Consider the following 26739-nt stretch of genomic DNA (forward strand, 5'->3'; position numbering starts at 1 on the left):
TACCCCCTCGCAGTACCCCCTCCCCTCCCCATCCCCTCCACTGACAAGGGAACCCCCGTGACCAGACTCAGCGTCGAGATGCTGGCAGCGGACACCGTCGAGCCGATCACCTCGGCCGGCCACGCCCAGCTGGGCATCGCCGTGCTGGCGGGTATCGCGCTCATCGTCCTGCTGATCACCAAGTTCAAGCTTCACGCCTTCCTGGCGCTGACCATCGGGTCGCTGGCGCTCGGCGCCTTCGCCGGGGCACCGCTCGACAAGGCCATCACCAGCTTCACCACCGGCCTCGGCTCCACGGTCGCCGGCGTGGGAGTGCTGATCGCCCTCGGTGCGATCCTCGGCAAGATGCTCGCCGACTCCGGCGGCGCCGACCAGATCGTCGACACGATCCTCGCCAAGGCGAACGGCCGCTCGATGCCGTGGGCGATGGTCCTCATCGCCTCCGTGATCGGTCTGCCGCTGTTCTTCGAGGTCGGCGTCGTCCTGCTGATCCCGGTCGTGCTGATGGTCGCCAAGCGCGGCAACTACTCCCTGATGCGCATCGGCATCCCGGCGCTCGCGGGCCTGTCGGTCATGCACGGCCTGGTCCCGCCGCACCCCGGTCCGCTGGTCGCGATCGACGCGGTGGGCGCCAACCTCGGTGTGACCCTGGCGCTCGGCGTGCTCGTCGCGATCCCGACGGTGATCATCGCCGGTCCGGTGTTCTCGAAGTACGCCGCCCGCTGGGTGGACGTCCCGGCCCCGGACCGGATGATCCCGCAGCGGGCGTCCGAGGAACTGGAGAAGCGGCCCAGCTTCGGCGCCACGCTGGCGACCATCCTGCTGCCGGTCGTGCTGATGCTCTCCAAGGCCCTCGTCGACATCATCATCGACGACCCCGAGAACACCGTGCAGCGCGTCTTCGACGTGGCCGGCTCCCCGCTGATCGCCCTGCTCGCCGCCGTGCTCGTCGGCATCTTCACGCTGGGCCGCCCCGCCGGGTTCTCCAAGGAGCGGATCTCGTCGATCGTCGAGAAGGGCCTCGCGCCCATCGCGGGCATCCTGCTGATCGTCGGCGCCGGCGGCGGCTTCAAGCAGACGCTGATCGACTCCGGTGTGGGTCAGATGGTCCTGGACATCTCCGAGGACTGGTCGATCCCGGCCCTGCTGCTGGCCTGGCTGATCGCGGTGGCGATCCGGCTGGCGACCGGTTCGGCAACCGTCGCGACCATCTCGGCGGCCGGACTGGTCGCCCCGCTCGCGGCCGACATGTCCACCACGCACGCCGCCCTGCTGGTTCTGGCCATCGGCGCCGGTTCGCTCTTCTTCAGCCATGTCAACGACGCCGGCTTCTGGCTGGTGAAGGAGTACTTCGGGCTGAACGTCGGCCAGACGATCAAGACCTGGTCGATCATGGAGACGATCATCTCGGTGGTCGCGGGTGCGCTGGTGCTGCTGCTGTCCCTGGTCATATAGCGGCTGTCCCCGGGACAGCCACAGAGCAGCCGCACACAGTCCGGCCACCGGCCGGACCCGGGCCCGGGGCAACCGCCCCGGGCCCGGGTGTTTTCCTGCGGTAGGCCGGAGCTCAGCGTCGCCAGAGCGGATGCTCCCGCTCCGCCCACTCCCCGCTCACCGACCCGGTCCGCATCCCCCGCCGGGCCTCCGGATCCGCCAGCGCCATGCCGATGTGCCCGGCGAGGACGATGCCGATGGTGAGGGCCAGCCAGTCGTGGACGAAGGTCGCGCTGGTGCGCCACACCAGCGGGGTGAGGTGGGTGAACCACATGATCAGGCCGGTGCCGAGCATCACCAGCGTCGCCCCGGCGATCCAGGCAGCGTAGATCTTCTGCCCGGCGTTGAACTTCCCCGCCGGACGCGCCGCGCGCCGCTTGTCCCGGCGCAGCGCGGCGCGCAGCCAGACCCGGTCGTGCGGGCCGAAGCGGTTCAGCAGCCGCAGGTCACCGCGGAAGGCCCGGGAGGCGAGGCCGGCCAGCACGGGCACGGGCAGGGCGAGCCCCGCCCACTCGTGGACGGTGACGACGAGGGCACGGCGGCCGACCAGCTCCGCGAGCTCGGGGATGTACAGACAGGCCGCGGTCAGCACGCACACGCCCATCAGCGCGGCCGTCGTCCGGTGCACCCACCGCTCGGCCCTGCTGAACCGGCGGACCGTCGTAGCGGCTGCGGGGGCGTCAGCTCGTAGGCTCATCGTCCCGCCCGTTCGAACGGCCCACCCAGGCGTCGATGTCGTAGCCCCGCTCTTCCCAGTAGCCCGGCCGCACGTCTTCGGTGACGGTGATGCCGGAGAGCCATTTCGCGGACTTGTAGAAGTACATGGGGGCCACATAGAGGCGTACGGGTCCGCCGTGGGCGTGACTGAGATCCTCGTCCTGCATGCGCAGGGCCACCAGGACGTCGGCGCGGCGGGCCTGGTCGAGGGTGAGGCTCTCGGAGTAGGTGCCGTCGAAGCAGGTGAAGCGCACCGCCCCGGCCGACGGGCGCACTCCCGCGGCGTCCAGGAGCCGGGACAGGCGCACCCCCTCGAACGGTGTGTCCGGGACCCGCCACCCGGTGACGCACTGCACGTCGCGCACCATCCGGGTCTGCGGCAGGGCGCGCAGGTCGGCCAGCATGTAGGTGCGCGGTCGGTCCACCAGTCCGTCGACGGTGAGGCGGTAGGTCGTGGCGTTCTTGTGCGGTACGGAGGAGGCGACCGAGTAGTAGCGGAAGCCGCCGCCGTTGGGCAGCAGGCCGGTCAGGCCGGTGGGGTCCTTGTCCGCGGCGCTGCCGAGGAAGGACTCCAGTCCGCGCTGCAGGGTGGGCGCGGCCACCACGCCGAGGGCACCCAGGCCGAGGGTGCCGAGCAGGACGCGACGGCCGATCGGCCTGCCCTCCTGCTCGGGTTGTCCGGTATTCACCCAGCCATTCGAGCACCCGGGACCCCGGCGCCGCCAGGGAGCGCGGACGCCCGTCAGAATTCCGTAACCCCCGCTCGACCACCGCTGCCGAAACCACCGCTCCCCCCCTGCTTGGATGGCCCCATGAGCGCTGCTGACGAGATCCTCGACATCGTCGACGAACACGACCGCGTCGTCGGGCAGGCCCCGCGCGGGGAGGTGTACGCGCAGGGTCTGCGTCACCGGTGCGTGTTCGTCCAGGCCCGGGACGCGGCAGGCCGGATCTTCGTCCACCGCCGCACGCCGGCCAAGCTCGTCTTCCCCTCCTTGTACGACATGTTCGTCGGCGGCGTCGTCGGCGCGGGCGAGGCCTACGACGATGCGGCGTTGCGCGAGGCCGAGGAGGAACTCGGCGTCACCGGGCTACCGCGTCCCGCGTACCTGTTCAAGTTCCTGTACGACAACGGGGCCGGCCACAGCTGGTGGTCCGCCGTCTACGAGGTGCGCTGCGACCTGCCGGTCCAGCCGCAGGTGGAGGAGGTCGCCTGGCACGACTTCCTGCCCGAGCAGGAGATCGAGCGGCGTCTCACGGAATGGCAGTGGGTCCCGGACGGCCTGGCGGCCTACGCGCGCCTGAGCGCCTACCGGTCGGCGGGCTGATCCGACCGCGCACCCCGATAGGGTCGTGCACGTGATCGAACTCGTACGGAACGTCCGCCTGTGGTTCGCACCCCAGCGGATCCGGGCGGAGGGCGTCACGCCCGACTACCGGTTCTCGCTGGCGAACGAGCGCACCTTCCTGGCCTGGCTGCGCACCGCACTCGCGCTGATCGGCGGCGGTTTCGCGGTGGACCAGTTCCTGCCGGACCTGAGCCGGGGCTGGCGGGTCGGGCTTGCGCTCGCGCTGCTCGCGGCGGGCGTGCTGTGCTCCCTGCGGGCGGTCAACCACTGGATGCGCTGCGAGCGCGCCATGCGCCGGGGCGAGGACCTGCCGGTGTCACGGTTCCCGGCGCTGCTGAGCCTGGTCGTCGCGGTGGTGGCCGTCGCGATGGTCGTGGTCGTGCTGGTCGGGTGGGAGGGATGAGCGCCGTCGCCGCCCCGGAGCGGGATCCGGGACTGCAACCGGAGCGGACCCGGCTCGCCTGGCGGCGCACCACGCTGTCGGGCACCGTCGCCGCCGTACTCGCCGTGCGGACCGCACTGCACGGCGGGGCGTCGGCCACCCGGCTCGTCGTCGGTGCCCTGTGCTGTGCCCTCTGGCTGGGCTTCCTGCTGGTCGCCCACCGCCGGATCCACGCGCTCGCGGCGACCGACCGCCCCACGGCCCTCACACCCCGGTACGCCGCGGCCGCGGCCCTGTGCACGGTCGCCCTGGCCGCCTGCGCCTCCGCGCTGGTCCTCTAGGTCCTGACCGCCGGACAGGCACCGGTCAGCCGCGGGTGGGGTACTCGGGCGCCACGCATGCCGGATGCCCGGATATGTTCCGTTCGCGTGGCAGCCTGTCCGTCGTCATCACCCGCACCCGAAGGTGAGCGCCATGACCACCCTGCACCAGGAACACACCTCCCACACGCACACCCACGGCCCCGCCTGCGGGCACGCCGAGGTGCCGCACGGCGACCACATCGACTACGCGCACGACGGCCATCTGCACCGCGCCCACGACGGCCACTGGGACGAGTGCGAGCCCGCCGCGCACACCGCCCACGAGGGGCACGACCACCGGCACGGCGAGGACTGCGGCCACATGCGGGTCCAGCACGGCGACCACGTCGACTACCTCCACGACGGCCACCGGCACGCCGCGCACGGCGACCACTGGGACGACCACTGAGGTCCTGACGCCCCGGCACTGGCCGACAATCACCCCTCGACAGCTCCCCGCCGACCCACGCGGGGAGCTGTCGGCCTATCGTGGCTCCGATCACGTTCAGGCGATGCTCTGGACTACATACCGACCGGTCGGCATCATAAGTCGGGTCCTGTTCACACGTCCGTAGGAGCGACGATGGTTGCCGACCACCCGCCAGGCCTCGATCCCGACCGGCTGCGCGGCCTGCTCGACCGTGAGCGGCCCGGCCTGGTGCGCGGCCCGCTGACCGGCCGGCTGATCGAGGGCGGACGGTCGAACCTCACGTACATCGTCTCCGACGGCGTGTCGCAGTGGGTCGTACGACGGCCGCCGCTCGGTCATGTCCTGGCCACCGCGCACGACATGAAGCGCGAACACCGGGTGATCAGCGCCCTGCACCGGACGAAGGTGCCGGTGCCGCGTCCGGTGCTGCTGTGCGAGGACGAGGAGGTGCTCGGAGCGCCGTTCTACGTCATGGAGTTCGTGCCCGGCACCCCGTACCGCACCGCCGAGCAGCTCGCCCCGCTCGGCCCGGAGCGCACCCGGGGCGCGGTGCTGTCGCTGGTGGACACGCTCGTCGACCTGCACGCGGTCGACCCCGACGAGGTCGGGCTCGCCGACTTCGGCCGGCCCGAGGGCTTCCTGGACCGGCAGCTGCGCCGCTGGGGCAAGCAGCTGGACGCCTCCCGCAACCGCGACCTGGCCGGCATCGACGAACTGCACGCCGCCCTCGGCCGGGAGCTGCCCCACTCCCCCGCGCCGGCCGTCGTGCACGGCGACTACCGGCTGGACAACGTCCTGATCGGCGAGAACGACCGGATCACGGCGGTGCTGGACTGGGAGATGTCCACGCTCGGGGATCCGCTGACCGACCTGGGCCTGCTCGTGATGTACAGCATGCCGCTGGGCATGTCCGACTCGCCCGTCTCCACCACCGCCGAGGCCCCTGGGCACCCGGATCCGGCCGAGATCGTCGAGCGGTACGCCGCCCGCTCCGGGCGCGATGTCTCGGCGATCTCCTGGTACACGGCGTTCGCCTGGTTCAAGCTCGCCGTGATCCTGGAGGGCATCCACTACCGCTACACCCTCGGCCAGACCGTCGGGCGCGGCTTCGACCGCATCGGCGACCTGGTTCCCGTCTTCATCGAGCACGGCCTGACCACCCTTCAGGAAGGCTGATCCGCCATGGACTTCGCTTTCGACGCGCGCACCGAGGAGCTGCGCGCCAAGCTGCTCGCCTTCATGGACGAGTACGTGTATCCGGCCGAGCAGGTCGCCCACGAGCAGCGTGAGCGGCTCGCCTCGCCGTGGGACACCCCGCCGATCGTCGAGGAGCTGAAGACCGAGGCGCGCCGCCGGGGCCTGTGGAACCTCTTCCTGCCCGACGCCGAGCACGGCGCCGGGCTGACCAACCTCCAGTACGCTCCGCTCGCCGAGATCACCGGCCGCTCCCCGCAGCTCGCGCCGACCGCGACGAACTGCGCCGCGCCGGACACCGGGAACATGGAGGTGCTCGCGCAGTTCGGTGACGAGCAGCAGAAGAAGCAGTGGCTCCAGCCGCTGCTCGCCGGTGAGATCCGGTCGGCGTTCGCGATGACCGAGCCGGAGGTGGCCTCCTCCGACGCCACCAACATCACCACGCACATCGAGCGGGACGGCGACGAGTACGTCATCACCGGCCGCAAGTGGTACATCTCCGGGGCGATGAACCCGGACTGCAGGATCTTCATCGTGATGGGCAAGACGGACCCCGACGGGGCGGACATCCGCCGTCAGCAGTCCATGGTCCTGGTCCCTCGCGACACACCCGGCGTGACTGTCAAGCGCGCCATGCAGGTCTTCGGCTACGAGGACCACTGGCACGGCGGCCACGCCGAGGTGATCTTCGACCACGCGCGCGTGCCGGTGTCGAACCTGATCGGCGAGGAGGGCGGCGGCTTCGCCATCGCCCAGGCCCGGCTCGGTCCCGGCCGGATCCACCACTGCATGCGGCTGATCGGCATGGCCGAGCGGGCGATCGAGCTGATGTGCCGACGGGCCGTCTCCCGCACGGCCTTCGGCAAGCCGCTGGCCCAGCAGGGTGTGGTCCACAACTGGATCGCGGACGCACGGGTCGCCGTGGAGCAGCTGCGCCTGCTGGTACTGAAGACGGCCTGGATGATGGACACGGTCGGCAACCGGGGCGCCCACACGGAGATCCAGGCCATCAAGATCGCCACGCCCCGCACGGTCGTCGGCATCCTCGACAAGGCGATCCAGCTGCACGGTGCGGGCGGTGTGAGCCAGGACTTCCCGCTGGCCGAGCTGTACGCCGGTGCACGGACGCTGATGATCGCCGACGGCCCCGACGAGGTGCACCAGCGGTCGCTGGCGCGGCGGGAGCTGAAGAAATACCTGTGAGCGCATGGGTAAGGGGCGCCCTCCCTGGAGGGCGCCCCTTACTTCCACGTTCAGGGTCGCAGCGCACGCAGCAGCAGATCCGCCAGCTGGTCGGCGACCTCCTGCGGGCTGAGCGGACCGTCGGGCCGGTACCAGGTCGACAAGTGGTGCACGGACCCGAAGTGGTAGTCCACCACCAGGTCCGCCGGGGTCTCCTTGGAGAAGACGCCCGCCTCCTGGCCCTCCTCGATCAGTGCACGGAAGCGTTCGTGATAGCGGCGGCGCTCCGCGCGCACCTGCTTGTTCTTCTCCGGGCTCAGGTGGTGCATGGAGCGGAAGAAGATCATAGCGTCGTCGAGGTTCTCGATCGTCGTGACCACGACGTCGGCCGCGGCGGCCCGCAGCCGCTGCTCCACCGGCTCGTCGGCGTCCGCGAAGGCGTCGAGACGCTCCTGCTGGACGCGCAGCACGCGGGCGTACACCTCGTGCAGAAGGTCGTCCTTGGAGCCGAAGTAGTGGTACAGCGCCCCCTTGGTGACGCCGGCCGCCTCGACGATCTCCTGCACCGAGGTGCGGTCGTAACCCCGCTCCGCGAAGAGCCGGGTGGCGGCGGCCAGCAGCCGCTGCGGCACAGGAGCCCCGTCCCCGTCCGTCGTCCTGGGCACTGCCGCCACCTGCCTTCCGTGATGTCCTACTGACTTTCGTGTGAACGGGAACGCAATTCCCGACGGAGGATCTTCCCACTCGCCGTCTTCGGCAAGTCGGGCAGGATCTCCACCTGCCGCGGGTACTTGTAAGCGGCCAGTCTCTCCTTGCAGTACGCGGCGAGCGCATCCGGGTCCGGATCGGCCCCCGGACGGAGGCTGATGTAGGCCTTGACCGTCTCACCGCGGTACCCGTCGGGGACGCCGACGACGGCCGCCTCGCGTACCGCCGGGTGGGTGTAGAGCACGTCCTCGACCTCGCGCGGCCACACCTTGAAGCCGGACGCGTTGATCATGTCCTTCTTGCGGTCGACGACATACAGCCAGCCCTCGGCGTCCATGAACCCGATGTCCCCGGTGCGCAGCTCGCCGTCGGGGAAGGTCTCGGCGGTGGCGTCGGGGCGCCGCCAGTAGCCGGGCACGACCTGGGGCCCACGGACGACGATCTCACCCTGCTCCCCGAACGGCATCTCCGCCCCCCGGTCGTCGACGATGCGTACGACGGTGTCCGGCCCCGGCACACCCACGGCCAGCGTCCCCGACGCCGGGTCGACGGGCGCCTCCCGGCCGGGCGGGACGGAGGCACAGGGGGCGGTGCACTCGGTGAGCCCGTAGCCGTTGCGGATGTACGGACCGAAGCCGGCGCGGAACTTCTCCACCAGGGCGGGCGGCAGTGGAGCGCCGCCGGAGGAGATGACCCGGAAGGAGGAGAAGTGGTCCGGGGTGACGGACGGGTGGGCGGCCAGCGCCATGAAGGCGGTGGACGGGCCGACCGTGTAGTGCGGCCGGTGCGCGGCGAACGCGTCGAGCACGACGCCCGCCTCGAACCGGTACGCCAGCACCAGCGTGCCCGCACTGTTGAGGCAGGCGCCGAACTGGCACACCATGCCGGTGATGTGGAACAGCGGCGCCATCGCGAAGTAGACCGGCGCCTCGGGCAGCCCGAGGCCGGTCCGCTGCCGCTCGGCGTTGTACATGATGTTGCCGTGGGTGTTGGTGGCGCCCTTGGGGGTGCCGCTGGTGCCCGAGGTGTAGCTGATCAGCGCGATGTCGCCCGGGCCCGGATCGCGGCCCTCCGGCGCCTTGTGCCCCTGCCGGGCGACGGCCGTGAGGTCGTCGGCGTCCGGGGCCTGCGGCAGCCGCTCGAAGCCCAGCACGCGCGCGTCCTGCCGGGTTTGGAAGTCCAACTCACAGGCGGTGAGCACGATCCGCACCGGCGAGTCCGCCGCCGTGTCGCGCAGATACGACTCCCAGGCCCGGTCGGAGCAGATCAGCGCGGCCACCTCGCCGTCCCGCAGGACATGGCCGACCTCCCCCGCCTTGTACATGGGGTTGACCGGCACGACGACCGCGCCCGCCTTCCAGGCGCCGAGCACGGCAAGCACGAAGTGCGGTGAGTTCTGCAACAGGACGGCGACCCGGTCGCCGCGCTCCAGACCGCGCGCGGCGAGGTGCCCGGCGACGGAATCGGTGAGCTCGTCGACGTCGCGGTACGTCAGGCGCCCGTCGAAGTAGGCGAGGAACGTACGGTCCGGCGCTTCGCCCATGACCCTGCGCAGGGCGTGCACCAGGGAGCCGGCGGGGTCGATCGGGGCGCGCTGGGCGTCGTCGAGCAGGTCCAGCCAGGGCTTGGCCTCGTACCTGGAGCCGGTCACCGCGCCGCCTCCCACTTCTGCTGGATGTGGTTCATGCTGGTCAGCCAGCGGTCCGGGTCGGTGGCCCGGGCCTGGTAGTACCCGGCGACCTCGGGGTGCGGCAGGATCAGGAAGCGGTCCTCCTCGATGCCCTTGAAGAGGGCGTCCGCCACGTCCTCGGGCTCGATCGCGGTCGGCACCAGCACCAGGTCACCCGCGCTGCCGGTACCGGCCAGCATGTCGGTGCGCACACCCTGCGGGCAGATCGCGTGGACCTTCAGGCCCCGGTGGCGGTAGGTCAGGGACAGCCACTCGGCGAAGGCATAGGCGCCGTGCTTGGTGACGGCGTAGGGCGCGGCGCCGATCATGGTGAGCAGCCCGGCGGCGGAGACGGTGGACACGAAACGCCCGCTGCCGCGCTCCAGCCAGTCCGGCAGCAGCGCCTGCGCTGCACGGACGTGAGCCATCACGTTGACGTCCCAGGCGAGCGCCCAGACGTCCTCGCCGGCCGCCTCGGAACCGCCGGAGGCGACGCCGGCGTTGGCGCAGTAGACGTCGACCGTGCCACCGAGCGCGTCCCGCGCCGTGCCGACGATCGCGGAGGCGTCGCCGGGGACGGCGATGCCGCCGATCTCCTCGGCCACCGCCTCGGCCTTGCCGGCATCCAGGTCGTTGACGACGACACGCGCCCCTTCGGCGGCGAACCGACGGGCCAGGGCGGCCCCGATCCCGCCCCCTGCTCCGGTGACGACGACTCCGGCACCCTGCACGGCTTCCACCATCGGTCTCCTTCGACACGACACGACACGGCTCTGCGGACCGCCAGACTAACCGGTCGGTATGTAGTAAAGGAAGGGCACCGGCAACGCCTCAGGGGGGCGGGGCTGTATCGATATGCGGCTCCGCCGCGCGGGCGCGACCAGCCACGAACTACCGGTACCTTCCCCACAACCTGCAGCAGCAATACCGTGCCCCCCATGCGCCTATCCAGACGAGCCCTACTCGCAGCGACAACGGCAGCAACCGCCCTCACCGCCGCATCCCCCGCCCACTCGGCCGAGCGCCGCAGGCAACTCCGTACCGGATTCGAGAACCTTGCCGCAAGCTCCTATGCGCAGCTCAGCGGCCAGCGCACCGGCATCGTCACCAACCCCACCGGCATCACCCGCGACGTACGCCACATCGTCGACGTCATGCATGCCGACGACCGGGTGAACCTGACCGCCGTCTTCGGCCCGGAGCACGGTTTCCGCGGCACCGCCCAGGCCGGCGGCTCCGAGGGCCGCTACGACGACCCGGCGACCGGGCTGCCGGTGTACGACACGTACCTGAAGAGCGGTCAGCCCCTCGCCGACATCTTCACGGCGTCGAACGTGGACACCGTCGTCTTCGACATCCAGGACGTCGGCGCACGCTTCTACACGTACATCTGGACCCTCTACGACTGCATGGAGGCGGCCAGGCTCGCGGGCAAGCGGTTCGTCGTGCTGGACCGCCCGAACCCGGTGACCGGGCGGTCGGCCGAAGGACCGGTGCTGCACAAGGAGTTCGCGACGTTCGTCGGCCGGCAACCGATCTCCCAGGCGCACGGGATGACGGTCGCGGAACTGGCGCGGCTGTTCAACGAGGAGTTCCTGACCGCGCCGGTGGAACTGGACACCGTACGGATGACCGGCTGGAAGCGGTCGGAGTTCTACGACGCCGCCGGGCTGCCATGGGTGCCGCCGAGCCCCAACATGCCGACGCCCGGCACCGCCCTCGTGTACGCGGGAACGTGTCTCTTCGAGGGCACCAACCTCTCCGAAGGGCGCGGCACCACCCGCCCGTTCGAACTGCTCGGCGCCGAGGGCATCGACGGACGCTGGGCCGCCGCCGCGAACGAACTCGCCCTGCCGGGTGTGCACTTCAGGGAGGCGTACTTCGCGCCCACCTTCTCCAAGTTCCAGGGGAAGACCGTCGGAGGCGTGCAGCTCCACGTGCACGACCGGAACGCCTTCGACCCGGTGCGCACCGGAGTCGCCCTCCTCGTGACGGCCAGGAAGGTCTGGAGCGGATTTGCCTGGCGCTCCGACAACTGGATCGACAAGCTGACCGGCTCCACCCTCGTCCGCACGATGATCGACGCCGGTGCGAGCGCCGGCGAGGTGGTGGCGGGCTGGCAGGAGGAACTGGCGGCGTTCCGGCGGGTACGCAGGGAGTACCTGCTCTATCGCTGAGCGGCGCCGGTCCGGCGCGGCGGGCCGTGTCGGACCACCGCCGCGCCGGACGAGGGTCACCGGTGTGAGGTGAACTCCACGACCTGCTGGTACGTCGGCCGGTTCTGCCAGCTGATTCCGCGGTGACCGATGCCGCCGAGCGCGCGGTGGACGACCGAGTCGGCGCACCACTGGTCGCCCGCCGAGCAGGCGTCGTCACCGGGGTAGACCTGGGCGGCGGTCCGGCCGGCCGCCTCCTTCAAGGTGCTGATCAGGGTGTCCCGGCAGGCGCTGAGGCTGCCGTCGCCGCAGTACGTCCTGGCCAGCGGCCCCTGCACCTGCTCGCCGAGCACCGACCGGATGTCCTTGTCGACATAGCTCCACCACCCGTACTGGTAGGCGCTTCCGGCGTGTGCGCCGGTCGGGCCGTGGGCGGCCGACGGGGACTCGTCGACCGGGAGGTTGGCGGTGAAGGCGCTGTACAGGTCGCTGCCGAGGCCGGGTTCGAACTCGGCCTTCACCAGCAGCGGCCACCAGGCGTCCAGGATGCGGATCGCGTCGGCATGGGCGTAGGTGCGCGAACCGGCCGAGGTCTCCGTACGCCGTGCCCCGGCCGACACCCACGCGGACAGTTTGCTCACCGCCGCCGCGGCCGCCGGGTCCGTCACCGGCGAGCTGTTGATCACCTTCAGCAGCTTCGGCAGCACGTCCTGAGCGCGCAGGTCGGCGAGCCCCGCCTCCGCCATCGCCTTCACCAGCGAGGCGCGCGTCACGCCACCGGCGTCCACCAGCTTCTTCACCCGGTCGTCCAGCAGATTGCCGCGGTGCACCGACCCGTTGCCCCAGGGCGCGGCGGCGTAGTCCTCGGCCTGCTTGTTGTTCCAGGAGATGTAGTAGTCCTGGTCGATCGAGTTCGGGTGCTGGGAAGGCGGTGTGTAGGAGGCGGTGTTGGTGTCCGGGTTCCAGTTCCGCCATTCGTACGCCGGCTGCGCCCAGGCCGGGAACTCGGCGTCGACGCCGTTCGCGCGCACCGGGTTGTCGCCGCTGTTGTAGTACGCGGTGTGCTCGGAGTCGGCGTAGAACCAGTTGAAGGTGTAGTTGATGTGCTGCACCGCGCTCTGGAAGCTCTCCGGGCCCTTGACGTGATCGGGGTCGTTCAGCATCTGGAAACCGATGATGGAGTCGGCCTCGTGCAGGAAGGAGGAGCGCAGGGTGGTGTAGGCGACCTTCTTGCCGTCGACGGTCGCGCGATGGGTGACCGGGCCGTACTTCGTGCGCCAGACGCGCATCGTGTACGAACCGGCGGCGGTGCCGTCGGCCACGGTCGGCTTCCAGGCGTTCTTCTGCTCGACCTTCTCCATCGGCGTACAGGTGCCGCGGTACAGGTAGTGGTGGTCGTCCTGGCACAGCTCGACTGCGTACGTGTCGATGATGTCCTGGCCGGAGGTGGTCGCGCTCCAGGCGTAGTCCTGGCCGCGGCCGAGTTCGACGTAGAAGCTCAGGCCCGCGAAGGACGCGCCGCGGGCGCTGATGCCCGGGCCCTGGATCTCCTGGAGCATCAGCAGCTGCGGAGCGAAGTAGCCGGTCTGCGGGCCGAAGACGGCAACCGGGTGACCGCTCGCGGTGTGCTCGCCGCTCACCACCAGGGCGTTGGACATTCCGCGCTTGGCGGAGGTGACGGCGTTCGCGGCGGCGTCGGCCGAGGCGCCGGTGGCACCCGGGGAAGCCGCGCTGCCCGTACGGTCGAAGACGAGCTCCTCGCGGGTCACCGAACCGGCGTCGGGCAGGGCCTCGCCCTGTGGGTCGGCGGGCTTCCGGCCGTACGGGAAGCTGCCGTCGTGAACGGTGAGGACGGCCTCGGGGTCGTTGCGCTCCCGGAAGGACTCCCACACCTTGGTGCCCTCGGTGACGCCGTACTTGGACTGGGCGGCGAGCAGCGAGAGCGCGTTGCCCACCTCACCGCCGCCGCCGGAGCCGAACAGCGCGCCGATGACGGAGGCCAGCGCGACCAGGTCGGTGGGCTTGAAGTGCGCGATCGTGCCGGCGTTGGTGACGGAGTCCTTGTGGCCGGTCAGGACGTACTCGCCGGGGAAGTAGCGGCCGCTGTCGGAGGCGTCGATGTAGGCGTTGATGCCGTCGACGTAGGCGTTGACGTCGGCGAGGGCCTGCCGGCCGCGCTCGCCGTTCGAGGCGGCGGCGTTGTCTATCTGCGCCTGCAGATCGGCCTCGGTGTAGGGCGCGTTGCGCCAGAACTCCTGCTCGAGGCCCTGGTTGGAGGCGGCGCCGCCGGCGAAGGAGGTGAGCTGTCCGCGCCCGACATGACGGAAGACGTCCATCAGCCACAGCCGGTCCTCAGCCGCCGCATAGCCGGCACCGAACTCCGTGCCGTACCGAGTGGTACCGGTGATGTGCGGTACGCCCGTCTTCTTGTCGCGGACGATCGTCACGTCGCTGCGGCCGGCAGGCTTGACGGTGGAGGCGACCTGATCGGCGGGGACCCCGAACGACGCGTCGTTGAAGAAGGTGTTGATCGTGGCGTCGGTGAGCGTGGAGTAGCCGGTGGCCAGAGAGGCGTACGGGCCGAGTTGGTCCTCGGCGTGGGCGGGCTGGGTGCCGAAGGCCTGGTGGAGGAGGATCTGTGCAAGGGTGGCGTTGCCGTTCTGGCCGGGCGGCAGGATGTCCGAACACCGGTTGCCGCAGTGGTCGGTGACGGCCGCGGCATCGGCGGCAGGCGCCTCGGGGGCAGCGGCCGCCTGGGACAGCGGGGACAAAAGGCCGGCAATCAGGACGCATACGGATGCGGTCTTCAGGAACCCGAGGGATCTCCGGGGAGTTCTCAGTCTGTCGAGCGCGTTGCGTGGGGTGCGCCGTGGCATGGCAGCTCCTCCCGACGGGGGTGGGCGGGATGTTACCGCCGGTTATCCCCGAGTTTGAAGATGAACATGCGTCACTTTTGGGAGTCGAAAGGACCAGCCAGAGCGGCAGTTGGAGACGGAGGACATCGGATGGAGCCGATTCGCTTGTCGATACGTCTATTCGGAGACGTCCGTACGACGACGCCGAAGTGACCGAAGTACAGGTGCAGGTGTGACGGAGGTGCAGGGCGATGGCCGGTTTCCGGAGTCTGGCGAGACAGGTACGCGACCCCCGGTGCGATCTGGCGCTACGGCGCTATTCGCTGCGCAAGTGCCTTGAACGGTTCGCCCCCTACGGACACAGGGCGACCTGGGACCACTTGTGCTCCCGGGCCGGATTCGGCCCGGAGGACCGGTCTCCCGAACCGGCGCGGCTCGTGGCCGCGTTGGAGGAGCTGGAGGAGGCGCGGGCGGTGTGGCTGGCCTACGAGGTCGAGTTCGCCGAGCGCCGCAAGAAGGAGAAGCACGACGGGCTGCGCAGGCCGGGCACGGTGGACGACTGGCACCGGCTGACCTGGGGCGGTTTCGGCGTCGCCTGGTGCGACGACCCGCGGCTCCACCCGGTCGAGCCGCTGGCGGAGGTACTGCGCCGGCTGATCGCCGCGTTGGAGCGCGAGCCCGGATCGGCGTGCCCGGCGTGCGGAGGGGAACGCCTCGTCTGGAAGTACGACCTGGACCACGAACCGTCGTCGGGGCCGGTCTGCACGGACTGCGGGATCCTGGTGCCGCGCCCCGTGCTCACGCCCGAGGCCCTGGCGTACGCCAGGCGCGAACGACTGCTGATGTCCGCCTGAGGATACGGGTGCTCAACGGGGGACAACGGGGGCAAAGAGGGGCAAAGAGAGGACAGTTGGAGGCGGTGAGACGCACCCGAACCACCTCCCGTCGGCAGCCCCTCAGCCGCAGCCCCCGGACTCCCGCTGCCGCGGCCCGCCTTCCCGTCGCTCCACCATCAGGCGGGAGCCCGACCGGCGTTCACCGAAGGCGTCGTCGGGGTTGGACAGGATGCAGGTGTCCAGGGAGAGGCAGCCGCAGCCGATGCAGTCGGTGAGGTGGTCGCGGAGGCGGTTGAGCTGCTTGATGCGCTCGTCCAGTTCGGAGCGCCAGGCCTCGGAGAGACGGGCCCAGTCCTCCCGGGTGGGCGTGCGTTCCTCGGGGAGCTCGGCGAGGGCCTCGCGGATCGTGGCGAGCGGGATGCCGACGCGCTGCGCGGCACGGACGAAGGCGACACGGCGCAGCGTGTCACGGGTGTAGCGGCGCTGGTTGCCGGCGGTGCGACGGCTGCTGATCAGGCCCTTGGACTCATAGAAGTGCAGGGCGGAGACGGCGGCGCCGCTGCGCGCGGAGAGCTGGCCGACCGTGAGCTCGTGGATCTTCTCGGGAATCTTGGGCACTCCTCCGACCCTACCGACCCGCCATGACCGACCGTCCGTTGACATGGGCTCCCGATCGCACCATGCTAAGCAGTCGCTTAGACAAGCTACGCGAGAGGCCGGGACATGGCAGAGCCGAGGATCTTCACGTCCGTCGATGAGCTGAAGGCGGCGGTGGGCGAGCAGCTGGGACACACGGACTGGCTGGAGGTCGACCAGAAGCGGATCGATCTGTTCGCCGACGCGACCGGTGATCACCAGTGGATCCATGTCGATCCGGAGAAGGCCGCCGCAGGTCCGTTCGGTACGACCATCGCGCACGGCTATCTGACCCTGTCGCTGCTGCCGTTGTTCGGCCCGCAGCTGATCGCCGTCGAGGGCGTGAAGATGGGCGTCAACTACGGCACCAACAAGGTCCGTTTCCCCTCCCCCGTCCCGGTCGGCTCCCGGCTGCGCGCCACCGCGCGGATCACCGGCGTCGAGGACGTGCCGGGCGGGGTGCAGGTGACGGTCGCCTTCACCGTGGAGCGCGAGGGCGGGGACAAGCCGGCGTGCGTCGCCGAGTCGGTGTCGCGGTACTACGTCTGAGGCCTACTTCTCGGCGCCCGGCGCCCGCTGCACCCCCACCATCCGCAGCACGAGGTCGGCGTACATCGCGCCGACCTCGTCGGGCGTCCAGGGGCCCTGGACATTGAACCAGCGGGCCACGTCGATGCAGAGCGAGAGCACGGCGAGGGTCGTGCCCTGCACGTCGAGCACGTCGAACTCGCCCGCCGCGAGGCCGTCCTCGATGATGCCGCGCACCTCGGCGTCGCACTGTCGCCGCAGTGCGACGATCTCGGCGCGGGCCTCGGGTCCGAGGGAGTCCAGTTCGTACTGGACCACGCGTGCTGTCGTGCGGCCCCCGGCGTGCCAGCGGACGAAGGAGCTCACCGCGTCGGCGAGCCGCTCGGTCGCACTGCCCTCACGCCGGGCCGCCGTGCGCAGGATGTCGAGGGCCCTTTCGTGGCCGATCCTGCTGATGCGGTGCAGCAGCTCTTCCTTGGTCTTGTAGTGGATGTAGAGCGCGGCCGGGCTCATGCCGGCGCGGCCCGCGATGTCACGGGTCGTCGTGGCGTGATAGCCGCGCTCGGCGAAGGCCTCCACGGCGGCGATCAGCAGTCGCCGGGCCGCGTCAGGGGTGACCTCGGCCCACGGCTGCATCTCGCCGCCGGCCGTCTCCTCCGCCGTACTCATCGCTTGTCCGCCCCTCTCGCCGCCAGAGGCACCACCATACCGCCGAAGCTGAGCGAGCGCTTAGGGCACTCGCTCAGAGCTTCTCGAAGGGGTCGTGCTCGGCGAGCAGCTTCTCCAGCCGTGCCTGGTCGACCCGGCTGACGATCTGCCCGGCCTCCTGCCGGTCGCGGATGACCTTGGCGAGCGTGAAGGCGGACGTGACGAGGTAGAGGACGGCGATACCGAGAAAGCCGCGCACCCATGGATCGGCCTCGAGCTGGAAGATGCCGACGGCCGTGGCGGCCAGGGCGACGGCGAACGACGCGACGGCCTGACCGTAGAAGGCGGCCGTGCTCTGCTGTTTGACCGGTGTGTCACTCATGGGGACAAGCGTCCGCAGATGTGGCGCGGCCCACATCCGCTCAGGTACTCAGAAGGTACTCAGAACGCCGAAACCCCGGTCAGCGCCCTGCCGATGAGCAGCTTCTGGATCTGGCTGGTGCCCTCGTAAAGGGTCATCACGCGGGCGTCACGCAGCAGCTTGCCCACCGGGTACTCGTCGATGTAGCCGTAACCGCCGAAGACCTGGAGGGCGTTGTTGGCGGCGCGGACGGCCGCCTCCGAGGCGAAGAGCTTGGCCTTGGACGCCTCGGTGGCGAAGGGCAGGCCGCGGTCGATCAGATCGGCCACCCGCCAGGTCAGCAGCCGGGCGGCGTCGGCGTCCACGGCGATGTCGCTGAGGAGCTCCTGCACCAGCTGGTGATGGGCGATGCTCCGGCCGAACTGCTCGCGCTCACCGGCGTACCGCACCGCCGCGTCCAGCGCGGCCTGCGCTATGCCGACACAGCCCGCCGCGACCGACATCCGCCCCTTGGCGAGCGCGGACATGGCGACGGAGAACCCCTTGCCCTCCGCTCCGAGCATCGCGGAGGCGGGGACGCGGACGTCCTGAAGGACCAGCTCGGCGGTGGCCTGGCCGCGCAGGCCGAGCTTGCCGTGGAGGGTGCGGCGGGTCAGGCCCGGAGCGGAGGCCGGCACGAGGAAGGCAGAGACGCCCTGGTGGCCGGGGGTGTCCGTGGAGCGGGCGAACAGCAGGACCACATCCGCCCAAGTCCCGTTCGTGATGAACATCTTGGTGCCGTTGATCACGTAGTCGTCGCCCTCGCGGACCGCGCGGGTGGCGAGGTTCCCGGCGTCGGATCCGGTGCCCGGCTCGGTGAGGGCGAAGCAGCCGACGTACTCCCCGGAGGTGAGCCCCGGCAGCCACCGCCGCTTCTGCTCCCCGCTCCCCCAGGCGGCGATCGTCTTGGCGACCAGGCCCAGCGAGACGGACACGATCCCGCGCACGGACGAGTCCCCGCGGCCGAGTTCCTCCGTCACCAGGCAGTACGCGAGATGGTCGCCGCCCGAGCCGCCGTACTCCTCGTCGACGGTCAGCCCCAGGAACCCGACCTCACCGAGCTTCTTGACGATGCCGCGGTCCACCTCCTCGGCGCGGTCCCAGGTGACGACGTTCGGGGCGATCTCACGGTCCACGAAGTCCCGGGCGAGCTGCCGTACGGCGGTCTGCTCCTCGCTGAGCTCGAGGTTCATGACGGGTCACCCCACAGATCGAAAGTCGCACAGTCGCCATTTAAATTAGCACTGCTAGTTTCCAGTCGCAGCCCTACTATGTGCGCCATGGCCCGACCGCGCAAGCCCCTGCTCAGCACCGAACGGATCGTCGAGACGGCCCGCGCGCTGGTGGACACGGAGGGCCTGGCGGCCGTCTCCACCCGCCGGCTCGCCGCGGAGCTCGGGGTGAGCGGGCCCTCGCTCTACAACCACTTCCGCACCAAGGACGAGATCCTGGAGGCGGTCGCGGACTCGGTGAGCGCCCAGGTCGATCTGTCGATGTTCGAGGACGGCCGGGACTGGCGGACCGCGCTGCACGACTGGGCCGTCTCCTACCGGGCCGCGCTGCGCAACCACCCGAACATCGTCCCGGTCCTCGCCCGCGGCCCCGGCCGCCGCCCGGCCGCGCTGCGGCTGGCGGACGCGGTCTACGGCGCGATGGTCGAGGCCGGCTGGCCACCTGCGCAGGCCACCTCCATCGGTGCGCTGATGCGGTACTTCATCATGGGCTCCGCGCTGGGCTCGTTCGCCGGGGGTTTCGTGGACGACGTGAGTGCATACGACCCCGCCGACTACCCGCACCTCGGGCAGGCCCATCTCCTGGCCGAGCGGCAGGAGAAGATCGACGAGCGCGCCTTCGAGACCGGGCTCGCGGCCCTGCTGGACGGGTTGGCGCAGCAGTACGAGCAGGTCGCACGGCCTGCGTAGAGACGGTTCGGTGGGCACCGAAAGGTGAGTGCCCCATGCTGGGCGCATGACTTCCAGGGATCCCCGGGCGCCGGAGCTTGCGCGGCTCGCCGGACTGATCGCCGACGAGACGCGCGCCGCGTGTCTGCTGGCGCTGCTCGACGGGCGGGCGTGGACCGCCGGCGAGCTGGCGCGGCATGCGGGGGTGGCCGCGTCGACGGCGAGTGAGCATCTGCACCGGCTGGTCGCGGGCGGGGTGCTGGCCGAGGAGCGGCAGGGGCGGCATCGGTATGTGCGGCTGGCCGATGCGCGGGTCGCGCAGTTGGTGGAGGATCTGGCCGCGCAGGTCGCGCCCGGTGCCGTGGTCCGACGGCCGCGTGGGCTGCGCGAGACGAGTTCCGGGTCTGCCATGGCCCGCGGCCGTACCTGCTACGACCATTTCGCCGGGCGGCTCGGCATCGCGGTCACCGATGCGTTGACCGCGCGCGGACTGCTGCTGCCGACGAGTGAGCCGGAGGGGCGCGCCGGTGTCGAGCGTTCGACCGCGCGCAGGCCCGAAGGACTGAGCACGGGCGGGCTCTCGACACCGGCTGGAGCACCCCGGAGGCGAACGAGCGAAGAGAGGGCCACCGGGTTCGCGCTCACGGACGCGGGACTGCGGTGGTTCGACTCCGCGGGCATCACCCTCGACCGCACGAGCCGCCGCCCGCTGGCCCGCGCATGCCTGGACTGGACCGAACGCCGCCCACACCTCGCCGGCGTCGCGGGCGCGGCCCTGTGCCGGCACGCCCTCGACGTCGGCTGGTGTGTGCGCATCGGCTCGGCGCGGGCGGTGAAGGTGACGCCGGAAGGTGAGCGCGCCCTGTCCGAACTGCTCGGCATCGAGGCGGAAGCGCTGCACTGAGCGCCGACGCCCCGTCCGAAATCCGCGAGCTTGCGTCCCCTTCCCCGCCTAGCCTCTGGAGCATGATGAACGCCTCCCCTCGGACACCGGCCCGCCGTACGCAGTTGTTGGCGGCCGGCGCCGCGACCGTCACCGTCGTGCTGTGGGCCTCCGCCTTCGTCTCGATCCGCAGCGCGGGTGCCGCGTACTCGCCGGGCGCGCTGGCGCTCGGGCGGCTGCTCGCCGGAGCCCTGGTGCTGGGGGCGTTCTGTCTTGTACGGCGGGAAGGGTGGCCACCGCGGTCGGCCTGGCGCGGGATCGCGATATCGGGCGTGCTGTGGTTCGGCTTCTACATGGTCGCTCTCAACTGGGGCGAACAGCAGGTCGACGCCGGTACGGCGGCCCTGGTCGTGAACGTCGGCCCGATCCTCATCGCCCTGCTCGGCGCGCGGCTGCTCGGCGACCGGATGCCGCCACGGCTGCTGGCAGGGATGGCGGTGTCGTTCGCGGGTGCGGTGACGGTGGGGTTGTCGATGTCGGGCGAGGGCGGCTCGTCGGTGCTCGGGGTGGTGCTGTGTCTGCTGGCCGCGGTCGCTTACGCCGGCGGGGTCGTGGCGCAGAAGCCGGCCCTGGGCCGGGCGAGCGTGTTGCAGGTGACGACGTTCGGGTGTCTGGTCGGGGCGGTGTGCTGCCTGCCGTTCTCCTGGCAGCTGGTGACGGAAGCCGCCGAGGCGCCCCTGTCGGCCACCCTCAACATGGTGTACCTGGGCGTGTTCCCGACCGCGCTCGCCTTCACGACCTGGGCGTACGCCCTGGCCCGTACGACCGCCAGCCGCATGGGCGCGACGACGTACGCGGTCCCCGCGCTGGTCGTGCTGATGTCGTGGCTGGCGCTGGGCGAGGTGCCGGGGCTGCTCACGCTGGCGGGCGGAGTGCTGTGCCTGGCCGGCGTGGCGGTGTCGCGGTCCCGGCCGCGGGCCGCGGCGCCGGTTTCCTGTACGGCGCCGCAGCCCGAGGGCGTATCGGAATCAGCGTGAACGTGCCCTGTCCGCAAGGACCTTGATGGACAGCAGCGCGATCACGGCGAGGCCGATGATGTAGGCGGACACCGCCATCGACGTGCCCGTCGCCTCCAGGAGCAGCACCATCACGAAGGGGGCGAGGCCGCCGCCGAACACGGCCGCGATCTGGTAGCCGAGGGAGGCGCCGGTGTAGCGCATCTCGGGCGTGAACAGCTCGGCGAACAGGGCGGCCTGGGGGCCGTACATGATGCTGAGGAAGCAGCTGGCGACGAACGTGCCGACCGCGAGCCACAGCAGCGAGCCGGTGTCGATCAGCAGGAACAGCGGCACGGCCCACAGCGCGATACCGGCCGCGCCGAGCGCGTAGATCCGGATGCGGCCGATCTTGTCGGAGAGCGCTGCGGCGGCCGGGATCAGCACCAGTTGGGTCAGGCTGATGCAGAGCGAGACGGTGAGGACGGCGCTCTTCTTCATGCCGAGTTCGCGGGTCGTGTAGTCGAGCACGCCGGTGATGATGATGTAGAAGGTCGCGGTGTTCACAGCGAAGGAGCCGCCGGCGAGGAGCACGGTACCCAGGTGACCGCGCAGGATCGTGCGCAGCGGGGAGGGCTGCTCGGCCTTCTCCTTCTCGGCCAGCTTCTTCTCCGCCTCCCGGAACTCGGGGGTCTCCTCGACTCGCGTGTGGATGTACCAGGCGAGGACGAGGACGAACAGGCCGACGAGGAACGGCACGCGCCAGCCCCAGGCCGCGAACGCGGAGTCGGTGGTGAAGGCTCCGGCCAGCAGGAACACCGTGTTGGCGGTCACCACGCCGATGGGGACGCCGAGCTGGACGAAGCTGCCGTAGATGCCGCGCTTGCCCTCGGGGGCGTACTCGGTGGCCATCAGCATCGCGCCGCCCCACTGGGCTCCGACGGCGATGCCCTGCACCACGCGGAAGGCGACCAGCAGGATCGGGGCGGCGACGCCGATCGTCTCGTACGTCGGGAGCAGGCCGATGCCGGTGGTGGCGATGCCCATGAGCGTGAGCGCGAGGACCAGCATCGGCTTGCGGCCGCGCTTGTCGCCGAGATGTCCGGCGACGATGCCGCCGAGGGGGCGGGCGAGGAAGCCGACGGCGAAGGTGGCGAAGGCGGCGAGTACTCCGGCTGTGGGGCTGCCGGCCGGGAAGTACAGGTCGCCGAGGACGAGGGCGGCGGCGATGCCGAAGACGAAGTAGTCGTACCACTCGACGGCCGAGGCGAGGGCGGCTGCGGTGGCGACCCGGCGGCGGTTCGGGGTGGCCGGGGTGGTGGTGAGCGGCTGGGCGGAAGGTGCCGTGTCCATGCGTGCACACTCCGGTGGGTGCGGGGACGGAACAGGGGGTGGCTCGGGTTCCGGGAACGTACTGACCGGACGGTATGGACGTCAACGGGTCGTGCAGCAGGAGTTTTGCCTGTACACGGCACGGAGAACGAGGTGCGGGCATGCCGAAGCCCCGGCCCACCCGCGGGGCCGGGGAGCGCGGGGCGGCCGGGTTAGAAGACCACCAGGGCCCGGCCGCCCTTCCCCGCCGACATGTTCTCGAAGGCCGCCGGAATGCCGTCCAGAGCGATGTGTTCGGTGACCAGCGCTGTCAGGTCGAGGCGGCCGGAGCGGACATGGCCGGCGAGGACGGGGAGGTCGCGCTCGGGGTCGCAGTTGCCGTAGACGCAGCCGGAGAGGGTGCGGCCCCAGTGGAAGATCTCCAGGGCGTTGAAGGTGACCTGCTGGTCCTTGCCGCCGATGCCCACCACCGTCGTACGGCCGCCGCGGCGGGTCGACTCCCACGCCGCGCGGATGGTGACCGCGCGGCCCACGCACTCGACGGCGACGTCGACGCCCTGCTTGGCGGTGCGGGCGCGGATCTCGCGGGGGGTGTCGTCGGAGGCGAGGACGTAGTCGGTGGCGCCTGCCGCGCGGGCCAGTTCCTCCTTCTGCGGGGAGACGTCCACCGCGATGATCCGGGACGCGCCCGCGATCCGGGCCGACTGGAGGGCGGCCAGGCCGACGCCGCCCACCCCGAACACCGCGACGCTCTCGCCGGGCCGGACCCGCGCCGAGTGGTGCACGGCGCCGTAGCCGGTGAGCACCGCGCAGCCGAGGAGGGCCGCGTCGGTGAGCGGGACGCCGGGCGGGGCGGGCAGGGCGCAGGCTGCGGAGACCACCGTCTCCTGAGCGAACGCGGCCACGTTCAGCCCGGGGTACAGCTCCGCGCCGTCGCGGGAGCGGTGGGCGTGGACGTCGGCCGCGCCGTTCAGGGCGTTGGCGCACAGCCAGACCTCGCCGAGCGCGCAGGCCGGGCAGGTGCCGCAGGACGGGGCCCAGTTGAGGACCACGCCGTCACCGGGCGCGAGGTGCGTCACCCCGTCGCCGACCGCGACGACCGTGCCGGCGCCCTCGTGGCCGAGGACGGCGGGGACCGGTACCCGCAGGGTGCCGTTGGACAGGGAGAGGTCGGAGTGGCAGACACCGGCGGCGGCGAGGCGGACCCGGACCTGGCCGGGGCCGGGATCGGGCAGGTCGATCTCGGTGATCTCCAGCGGGGAGCCGATGGCGGGCAGTACGGCGGCACGGACGGTCATGTCGGGGAACTCCGTCAGAACTGGAGGGACTTGGTCTGGAGGTATTCGGTGAGGCCGTGCACGCCCAGCTCCCGGCCCACGCCCGACTGCTTGTACCCGCCGAAGGGCGCGAGCGGGTTGAAGCGGCCGCCGTTGATGTCGACCTGGCCGGTCTCCATGCGGCGCGCGAAGGCGACCGCCTCCGTCTCGTCGCCCGCCCAGACGGCGCCGGCGAGCCCGTACACCGTGCCGTTCGCGATATGCAGGGCGTCCTCCTCGTCCTCGTAGCGGAGGATCGACAGGACCGGGCCGAAAATCTCCTCCTGCGCGACGGTCATCTCGGGGGTGACGTCGGCGAAGACGGTCGGGCTGATGAAGTAGCCGCGCTCACTCGGGGGTTCGACGCCGCCCGCGACCAGGCGGGCGCCCTCGGCCAGGCCCTTCTCGATGTAGCCGCGCACCCGGTCCCGCTGCCTGGCGTTCACGACGGGGCCGATGCGGTCGCCGTACTTGGCGGCCGCCCGGGCGGCGAGCTCGACGGCCGCGTCGTACTGCGCGGTGTGGACGAGCATGCGGGTCCATGCGCTGCACGTCTGGCCGGAGTTGGACATCACGTTGGCGACGCCGACGTTGACCGCCCGGGCCAGGTCGGCGCTCGGCAGGATGACGTTGGCGGACTTGCCGCCCAGTTCGAGAGCGACCTTCTTCACGGCGGCACCGGCCGTGGCCGCGATCCGGCTGCCGACGGCCGTGGAGCCGGTGAAGGACACCAGGTCGACGTCCGGGTGCCCGGCGAGGGCCTGCCCGGCCACCGGGCCGAGGCCCGTGACGAGGTTGAAGACTCCGGCCGGGACGCCCGCCTCGTGCACCGCCTGAGCGAAGGCCTGCGCGGTGAGCGGGGTGTCCTCGGCGGGCTTCAGTACGACGGTGCAGCCCGCGGCGAGGGCCGGCGCCACCTTGGCGACGATCTGGTGCAGGGGGTAGTTCCAGGGCGTGATCGCGCCGACCACGCCGATCGGCTCGTGGTAGACGGTCGAGTTGCCGACCTTCTCCTCGAAGGCGTACGTCGCCGCCAGCTCGGCGTACGAGCCCGCGACCGCGATCGGCGTACCCATGTGCACCGCCTGCGAGAACGCCAGTGGCGAGCCCAGCTCCGCGGTGATCGTCCCGGCGATCTCGTCCTTGCGTGCCACCAGGACGTCCCGCAGGGCGGCCAGTCGCGCGGCCCGCTCGGCCGGCGGCGTGGCGGCCCAGGCCGGGAGCGCGGCGCGGGCCGCCCGGACCGCGTGGTCCACGTCCTCGGCGTTGCCCGCGGGAACCTGCCCGATGACCTGCTCGTCGACCGGGTTCACGACGTCGATCGTGTCCCGGCCCTCGGCGGGGCACCAGACACCGTCGATGTACAGGGCCTGCTGCGCCTTCATGATCCGTCTGCCTCCCGAGCCTGTGCGTCGTCCGGCGCCTAAACTAGCGGCGTTAGTTTTCCGGCGCCAGGGGTGCCCCTGAAGCCTCCGGCACCAGAGATACCCCAGCGCGTGGCGTCAGGCGTCGCTCTTGCGCTGCGCCGTCGGGTGGGGTGACGGACGTCTGCCGGCGGACGCGGTGTCCTCCTCGGCCGGCCTGGCCGGGGAGCGCAGCGCCACGCCCGCCGACAGCAGCAACAGCCCGCCGAGCATCACGAACGGCGCGGCCACGCCCGCGATCCCGGCGATCAGGCCGGCCGTGGCGGGGGCGGCGACCTGGCCCAGGCGGTTGCCGGTCAGACGCAGGGCGAGGGCCGTGGAGCGGGCACCCTCGGGGGCCGCCTGGACGACCGTCGTCATGGACAGCGGCTGGCCGACGCCCAGGCAGAAGCCGAGGGCGGCGAGGATCAGGGCCAGCGCCCCCACCGGCACCGGCAGGGCGATGCCCGCGCACAGCAGGGCCGCCAGCAGGCAGGTCACGGTGAGCAGCAGGGTGCGGCCGACCAGCCGCAGCAGGGGCGTGAGGACCAGCCGGCAGGCGATGGTGGCCGCCGCGCGCAGACTGAGCAGCAGGCCGATCACGGACGGTGCGATGCCCCGTTCTTCGCCGACCACGGGCAGGTAGGCCGTGAGGACATCGGTCGCGGACAGCACCGAGAGGCTGATCAGGATGCCGGCGGGCACGCCCCGCGCGCGCAGGATGCGGTGGACGGGGACGCGGTCTCCCTGTCCGGTACGGGACGTGGGCGTCGTACGACGATCCTCTATGCGCCACAGCGACGTGAACGCCACCGCGGCACCCGCGCCCGCGACGAGCAGGGCGAGCGCACTGGTGCCCGCCATGTCGTGGCCGCCGATCAGCGCCCCGGCCGCGATCGGGCCGACCAGCTGGCCGAGCGAGGCGCCGATGGTGAAGTGGCCGAAGTTGCGGTCCTGTTCGTGCGGGGCGGACTGGCGGGCGACCAGGGACTGGGCGCCGATCACGAAGCTGAGGTGCCCGAGGCCCATGACACCGCTCCAGATCGCCATCGCCCAGAGGGAGTCGACGAGGCCGCTGAGCGCGCAGCCGCCGGATATCAGGACGACACCGGCGGGCAGCAGGGGCGCACAGCGGCCGTGGTCGGTACGGCGGCCCAGGGGGACGGCGGCGAACAGGGGGAGCAGGGCGTAGACACCGGCGATCACACCGACCGCCCGCTCGTCGGCGCCCAGCGCGAGGGCCCGGTAGGAGACCGCCGGCCGGGCCATCGACACCGCCCCCTGCGCGAAGCTGAAGGCGATGACGAGGCGGAGCAGCCAGCCGCGGTTCCTGCCGGGCCTCACGATGAGCGAACCTCCACCG

General features: G+C 71.3%; 27 protein-coding genes. 13 read left to right on the top strand and 14 right to left on the bottom strand.

Annotated elements, in window-relative coordinates; genetic code table 11:
- Window positions 1-57 precede the first annotated feature (57 nt).
- Window positions 58-1455 (top strand): gluconate:H+ symporter, encoded by a 1398-nt coding sequence (locus tag StrepF001_RS04910; protein ID WP_129797017.1) that lies wholly within the window; start codon window positions 58-60, stop codon window positions 1453-1455.
- 112 nt (window positions 1456-1567) lie between these two features.
- On the opposite strand, the gene StrepF001_RS04915 is transcribed toward StrepF001_RS04910, so the two are convergent.
- Window positions 1568-2191 (bottom strand): cytochrome b/b6 domain-containing protein, encoded by a 624-nt coding sequence (locus tag StrepF001_RS04915; RefSeq protein ID WP_129797018.1) that lies wholly within the window; start codon window positions 2189-2191, stop codon window positions 1568-1570.
- Window positions 2175-2900, bottom strand: coding sequence for a molybdopterin-dependent oxidoreductase (locus StrepF001_RS04920; RefSeq protein ID WP_129797019.1), 726 nt, complete (start codon window positions 2898-2900; stop codon window positions 2175-2177). The genes StrepF001_RS04915 and StrepF001_RS04920 overlap by 17 nt, the downstream gene beginning before the upstream one ends.
- 123 nt (window positions 2901-3023) lie before the next feature.
- On the opposite strand from StrepF001_RS04920, the gene StrepF001_RS04925 reads away from it, so the two are divergent.
- The 6 genes from StrepF001_RS04925 (at window position 3024) to StrepF001_RS04950 (ending at window position 7131) form a co-directional block, all read left to right on the top strand.
- Window positions 3024-3539 carry an NUDIX domain-containing protein gene (locus tag StrepF001_RS04925; protein ID WP_129797020.1) on the top strand — a complete coding sequence of 172 codons (516 nt, stop codon included), beginning with the start codon at window positions 3024-3026 and terminating at the stop codon, window positions 3537-3539.
- Window positions 3540-3570: 31 nt separating this feature from the next.
- Entirely contained in the window at window positions 3571-3963 is a 393-nt protein-coding gene (locus tag StrepF001_RS04930; protein ID WP_129797021.1) for a DUF202 domain-containing protein, read from the top strand.
- On the top strand, window positions 3960-4283 hold the full coding sequence (locus tag StrepF001_RS04935; RefSeq protein WP_129797022.1) for a DUF202 domain-containing protein: 324 nt from the start codon (window positions 3960-3962) through the stop codon (window positions 4281-4283). Before StrepF001_RS04930 ends, StrepF001_RS04935 begins: the two co-directional genes overlap by 4 nt.
- Before the next feature lie 133 nt (window positions 4284-4416).
- Complete coding sequence (locus StrepF001_RS04940) at window positions 4417-4713, top strand: hypothetical protein (protein WP_129797023.1); 297 nt, start codon at window positions 4417-4419, stop codon at window positions 4711-4713.
- Between the two features lie 174 nt (window positions 4714-4887).
- Window positions 4888-5910, top strand: a complete 1023-nt coding sequence (locus StrepF001_RS04945) for a phosphotransferase family protein (protein ID WP_129797024.1) — start codon at window positions 4888-4890, stop codon at window positions 5908-5910.
- A 6-nt stretch (window positions 5911-5916) separates the two neighbouring features.
- Window positions 5917-7131: an acyl-CoA dehydrogenase gene (locus tag StrepF001_RS04950; RefSeq protein WP_129797025.1), complete on the top strand. Its 1215-nt coding sequence runs from the start codon at window positions 5917-5919 to the stop codon at window positions 7129-7131.
- 50 nt (window positions 7132-7181) lie between these two features.
- On the opposite strand, the gene StrepF001_RS04955 is transcribed toward StrepF001_RS04950, so the two are convergent.
- The 3 genes from StrepF001_RS04955 to StrepF001_RS04965 are packed head-to-tail and all read right to left on the bottom strand — an operon-like array spanning window position 7182 to window position 10230.
- The gene (locus StrepF001_RS04955) at window positions 7182-7775 is read right to left on the bottom strand and encodes a TetR/AcrR family transcriptional regulator (protein WP_129797026.1); all 594 of its coding nucleotides are present in this window, start codon (window positions 7773-7775) and stop codon (window positions 7182-7184) included.
- 26 nt (window positions 7776-7801) lie between these two features.
- Window positions 7802-9469: an AMP-binding protein gene (locus StrepF001_RS04960; RefSeq protein ID WP_129797027.1), complete on the bottom strand. Its 1668-nt coding sequence runs from the start codon at window positions 9467-9469 to the stop codon at window positions 7802-7804.
- A complete protein-coding gene (locus StrepF001_RS04965) occupies window positions 9466-10230 on the bottom strand; it encodes an SDR family oxidoreductase (protein ID WP_129797028.1) in 765 nt (254 codons plus the stop codon). Before StrepF001_RS04965 ends, StrepF001_RS04960 begins: the two co-directional genes overlap by 4 nt.
- A 195-nt stretch (window positions 10231-10425) precedes the next feature.
- On the opposite strand from StrepF001_RS04965, the gene StrepF001_RS04970 reads away from it, so the two are divergent.
- Window positions 10426-11664, top strand: a complete 1239-nt coding sequence (locus StrepF001_RS04970) for a DUF1343 domain-containing protein (protein WP_129797029.1) — start codon at window positions 10426-10428, stop codon at window positions 11662-11664.
- Between the two features lie 56 nt (window positions 11665-11720).
- On the opposite strand, the gene StrepF001_RS04975 is transcribed toward StrepF001_RS04970, so the two are convergent.
- Window positions 11721-14519, bottom strand: a complete 2799-nt coding sequence (locus StrepF001_RS04975) for a penicillin acylase family protein (RefSeq protein WP_129797030.1) — start codon at window positions 14517-14519, stop codon at window positions 11721-11723.
- A 230-nt stretch (window positions 14520-14749) separates the two neighbouring features.
- Here StrepF001_RS04975 and StrepF001_RS04985 point away from each other — a divergent pair, with 230 nt between their 5' ends.
- A complete protein-coding gene (locus StrepF001_RS04985; protein WP_129797031.1) occupies window positions 14750-15352 on the top strand; it encodes a hypothetical protein in 603 nt (200 codons plus the stop codon).
- 102 nt (window positions 15353-15454) lie between these two features.
- Here the strand turns inward: StrepF001_RS04985 and soxR are convergent, their stop codons facing one another.
- The gene (gene soxR / locus StrepF001_RS04990) at window positions 15455-15952 is read right to left on the bottom strand and encodes a redox-sensitive transcriptional activator SoxR (protein ID WP_129797032.1); all 498 of its coding nucleotides are present in this window, start codon (window positions 15950-15952) and stop codon (window positions 15455-15457) included.
- Window positions 15953-16057: 105 nt separating this feature from the next.
- Between soxR and StrepF001_RS04995 the strand changes: the two genes are divergently transcribed.
- Entirely contained in the window at window positions 16058-16519 is a 462-nt protein-coding gene (locus StrepF001_RS04995) for a MaoC family dehydratase (protein WP_129797033.1), read from the top strand.
- Between the two features lie 3 nt (window positions 16520-16522).
- Here the strand turns inward: StrepF001_RS04995 and StrepF001_RS05000 are convergent, their stop codons facing one another.
- The 3 genes from StrepF001_RS05000 to StrepF001_RS05010 all read right to left on the bottom strand — a co-directional run bounded on the left by StrepF001_RS05000 (window position 16523) and on the right by StrepF001_RS05010 (window position 18739).
- Complete coding sequence (locus StrepF001_RS05000; protein ID WP_129797034.1) at window positions 16523-17167, bottom strand: TetR/AcrR family transcriptional regulator; 645 nt, start codon at window positions 17165-17167, stop codon at window positions 16523-16525.
- A 73-nt stretch (window positions 17168-17240) separates the two neighbouring features.
- Entirely contained in the window at window positions 17241-17528 is a 288-nt protein-coding gene (locus tag StrepF001_RS05005) for a YiaA/YiaB family inner membrane protein (RefSeq protein WP_129797035.1), read from the bottom strand.
- 59 nt (window positions 17529-17587) lie between these two features.
- The gene (locus StrepF001_RS05010) at window positions 17588-18739 is read right to left on the bottom strand and encodes an acyl-CoA dehydrogenase family protein (RefSeq protein ID WP_129797036.1); all 1152 of its coding nucleotides are present in this window, start codon (window positions 18737-18739) and stop codon (window positions 17588-17590) included.
- Between the two features lie 87 nt (window positions 18740-18826).
- Between StrepF001_RS05010 and StrepF001_RS05015 the strand changes: the two genes are divergently transcribed.
- From StrepF001_RS05015 to StrepF001_RS05025, 3 genes are all read left to right on the top strand, one after another.
- Window positions 18827-19468: a TetR/AcrR family transcriptional regulator gene (locus StrepF001_RS05015; RefSeq protein ID WP_129797037.1), complete on the top strand. Its 642-nt coding sequence runs from the start codon at window positions 18827-18829 to the stop codon at window positions 19466-19468.
- Between the two features lie 46 nt (window positions 19469-19514).
- Complete coding sequence (locus tag StrepF001_RS05020) at window positions 19515-20351, top strand: winged helix-turn-helix domain-containing protein (protein WP_129797038.1); 837 nt, start codon at window positions 19515-19517, stop codon at window positions 20349-20351.
- 65 nt (window positions 20352-20416) lie between these two features.
- The gene (locus tag StrepF001_RS05025) at window positions 20417-21367 is read left to right on the top strand and encodes a DMT family transporter (RefSeq protein WP_165396179.1); all 951 of its coding nucleotides are present in this window, start codon (window positions 20417-20419) and stop codon (window positions 21365-21367) included.
- Here the strand turns inward: StrepF001_RS05025 and StrepF001_RS05030 are convergent.
- From StrepF001_RS05030 to StrepF001_RS05045, 4 genes are all read right to left on the bottom strand, one after another.
- Window positions 21359-22678: an MFS transporter gene (locus StrepF001_RS05030; protein ID WP_129797040.1), complete on the bottom strand. Its 1320-nt coding sequence runs from the start codon at window positions 22676-22678 to the stop codon at window positions 21359-21361. The genes StrepF001_RS05025 and StrepF001_RS05030 overlap by 9 nt on opposite strands.
- A gap of 191 nt (window positions 22679-22869) precedes the next feature.
- Window positions 22870-23955: a Zn-dependent alcohol dehydrogenase gene (locus StrepF001_RS05035; protein WP_129797041.1), complete on the bottom strand. Its 1086-nt coding sequence runs from the start codon at window positions 23953-23955 to the stop codon at window positions 22870-22872.
- 14 nt (window positions 23956-23969) lie between these two features.
- A complete protein-coding gene (locus tag StrepF001_RS05040) occupies window positions 23970-25358 on the bottom strand; it encodes an aldehyde dehydrogenase family protein (protein WP_129797042.1) in 1389 nt (462 codons plus the stop codon).
- 117 nt (window positions 25359-25475) lie between these two features.
- Window positions 25476-26720 (bottom strand): MFS transporter, encoded by a 1245-nt coding sequence (locus StrepF001_RS05045; protein ID WP_129797043.1) that lies wholly within the window; start codon window positions 26718-26720, stop codon window positions 25476-25478.
- Window positions 26721-26739 lie beyond the last annotated feature (19 nt).

It is taken from the genome of Streptomyces sp. F001, assembly GCF_004187715.1.
GTDB lineage: Bacteria > Actinomycetota > Actinomycetes > Streptomycetales > Streptomycetaceae > Streptomyces > Streptomyces flavusporus.

What these genes read in the sequence shown, in the direction of transcription:
- StrepF001_RS04915 (WP_129797018.1), bottom strand. Translation starts at nt 2,191, where the DNA reads ATGAGCCTACGAGCTGACGCCCCCGCAGCCGCTACGACGGTCCGCCGG.
- StrepF001_RS04925 (WP_129797020.1), top strand. Translation starts at nt 3,024, where the DNA reads ATGAGCGCTGCTGACGAGATCCTCGACATCGTCGACGAACACGACCGC.
- StrepF001_RS04935 (WP_129797022.1), top strand. Translation starts at nt 3,960, where the DNA reads ATGAGCGCCGTCGCCGCCCCGGAGCGGGATCCGGGACTGCAACCGGAG.
- StrepF001_RS04940 (WP_129797023.1), top strand. Translation starts at nt 4,417, where the DNA reads ATGACCACCCTGCACCAGGAACACACCTCCCACACGCACACCCACGGC.
- StrepF001_RS04945 (WP_129797024.1), top strand. Translation starts at nt 4,888, where the DNA reads ATGGTTGCCGACCACCCGCCAGGCCTCGATCCCGACCGGCTGCGCGGC.
- StrepF001_RS04950 (WP_129797025.1), top strand. Translation starts at nt 5,917, where the DNA reads ATGGACTTCGCTTTCGACGCGCGCACCGAGGAGCTGCGCGCCAAGCTG.
- StrepF001_RS04965 (WP_129797028.1), bottom strand. Translation starts at nt 10,230, where the DNA reads ATGGTGGAAGCCGTGCAGGGTGCCGGAGTCGTCGTCACCGGAGCAGGG.
- StrepF001_RS04970 (WP_129797029.1), top strand. Translation starts at nt 10,426, where the DNA reads ATGCGCCTATCCAGACGAGCCCTACTCGCAGCGACAACGGCAGCAACC.
- StrepF001_RS04975 (WP_129797030.1), bottom strand. Translation starts at nt 14,519, where the DNA reads ATGCCACGGCGCACCCCACGCAACGCGCTCGACAGACTGAGAACTCCC.
- StrepF001_RS04985 (WP_129797031.1), top strand. Translation starts at nt 14,750, where the DNA reads ATGGCCGGTTTCCGGAGTCTGGCGAGACAGGTACGCGACCCCCGGTGC.
- StrepF001_RS04995 (WP_129797033.1), top strand. Translation starts at nt 16,058, where the DNA reads ATGGCAGAGCCGAGGATCTTCACGTCCGTCGATGAGCTGAAGGCGGCG.
- StrepF001_RS05000 (WP_129797034.1), bottom strand. Translation starts at nt 17,167, where the DNA reads ATGAGTACGGCGGAGGAGACGGCCGGCGGCGAGATGCAGCCGTGGGCC.
- StrepF001_RS05005 (WP_129797035.1), bottom strand. Translation starts at nt 17,528, where the DNA reads ATGAGTGACACACCGGTCAAACAGCAGAGCACGGCCGCCTTCTACGGT.
- StrepF001_RS05010 (WP_129797036.1), bottom strand. Translation starts at nt 18,739, where the DNA reads ATGAACCTCGAGCTCAGCGAGGAGCAGACCGCCGTACGGCAGCTCGCC.
- StrepF001_RS05015 (WP_129797037.1), top strand. Translation starts at nt 18,827, where the DNA reads ATGGCCCGACCGCGCAAGCCCCTGCTCAGCACCGAACGGATCGTCGAG.
- StrepF001_RS05020 (WP_129797038.1), top strand. Translation starts at nt 19,515, where the DNA reads ATGACTTCCAGGGATCCCCGGGCGCCGGAGCTTGCGCGGCTCGCCGGA.
- StrepF001_RS05025 (WP_165396179.1), top strand. Translation starts at nt 20,417, where the DNA reads ATGAACGCCTCCCCTCGGACACCGGCCCGCCGTACGCAGTTGTTGGCG.
- StrepF001_RS05030 (WP_129797040.1), bottom strand. Translation starts at nt 22,678, where the DNA reads ATGGACACGGCACCTTCCGCCCAGCCGCTCACCACCACCCCGGCCACC.
- StrepF001_RS05035 (WP_129797041.1), bottom strand. Translation starts at nt 23,955, where the DNA reads ATGACCGTCCGTGCCGCCGTACTGCCCGCCATCGGCTCCCCGCTGGAG.
- StrepF001_RS05040 (WP_129797042.1), bottom strand. Translation starts at nt 25,358, where the DNA reads ATGAAGGCGCAGCAGGCCCTGTACATCGACGGTGTCTGGTGCCCCGCC.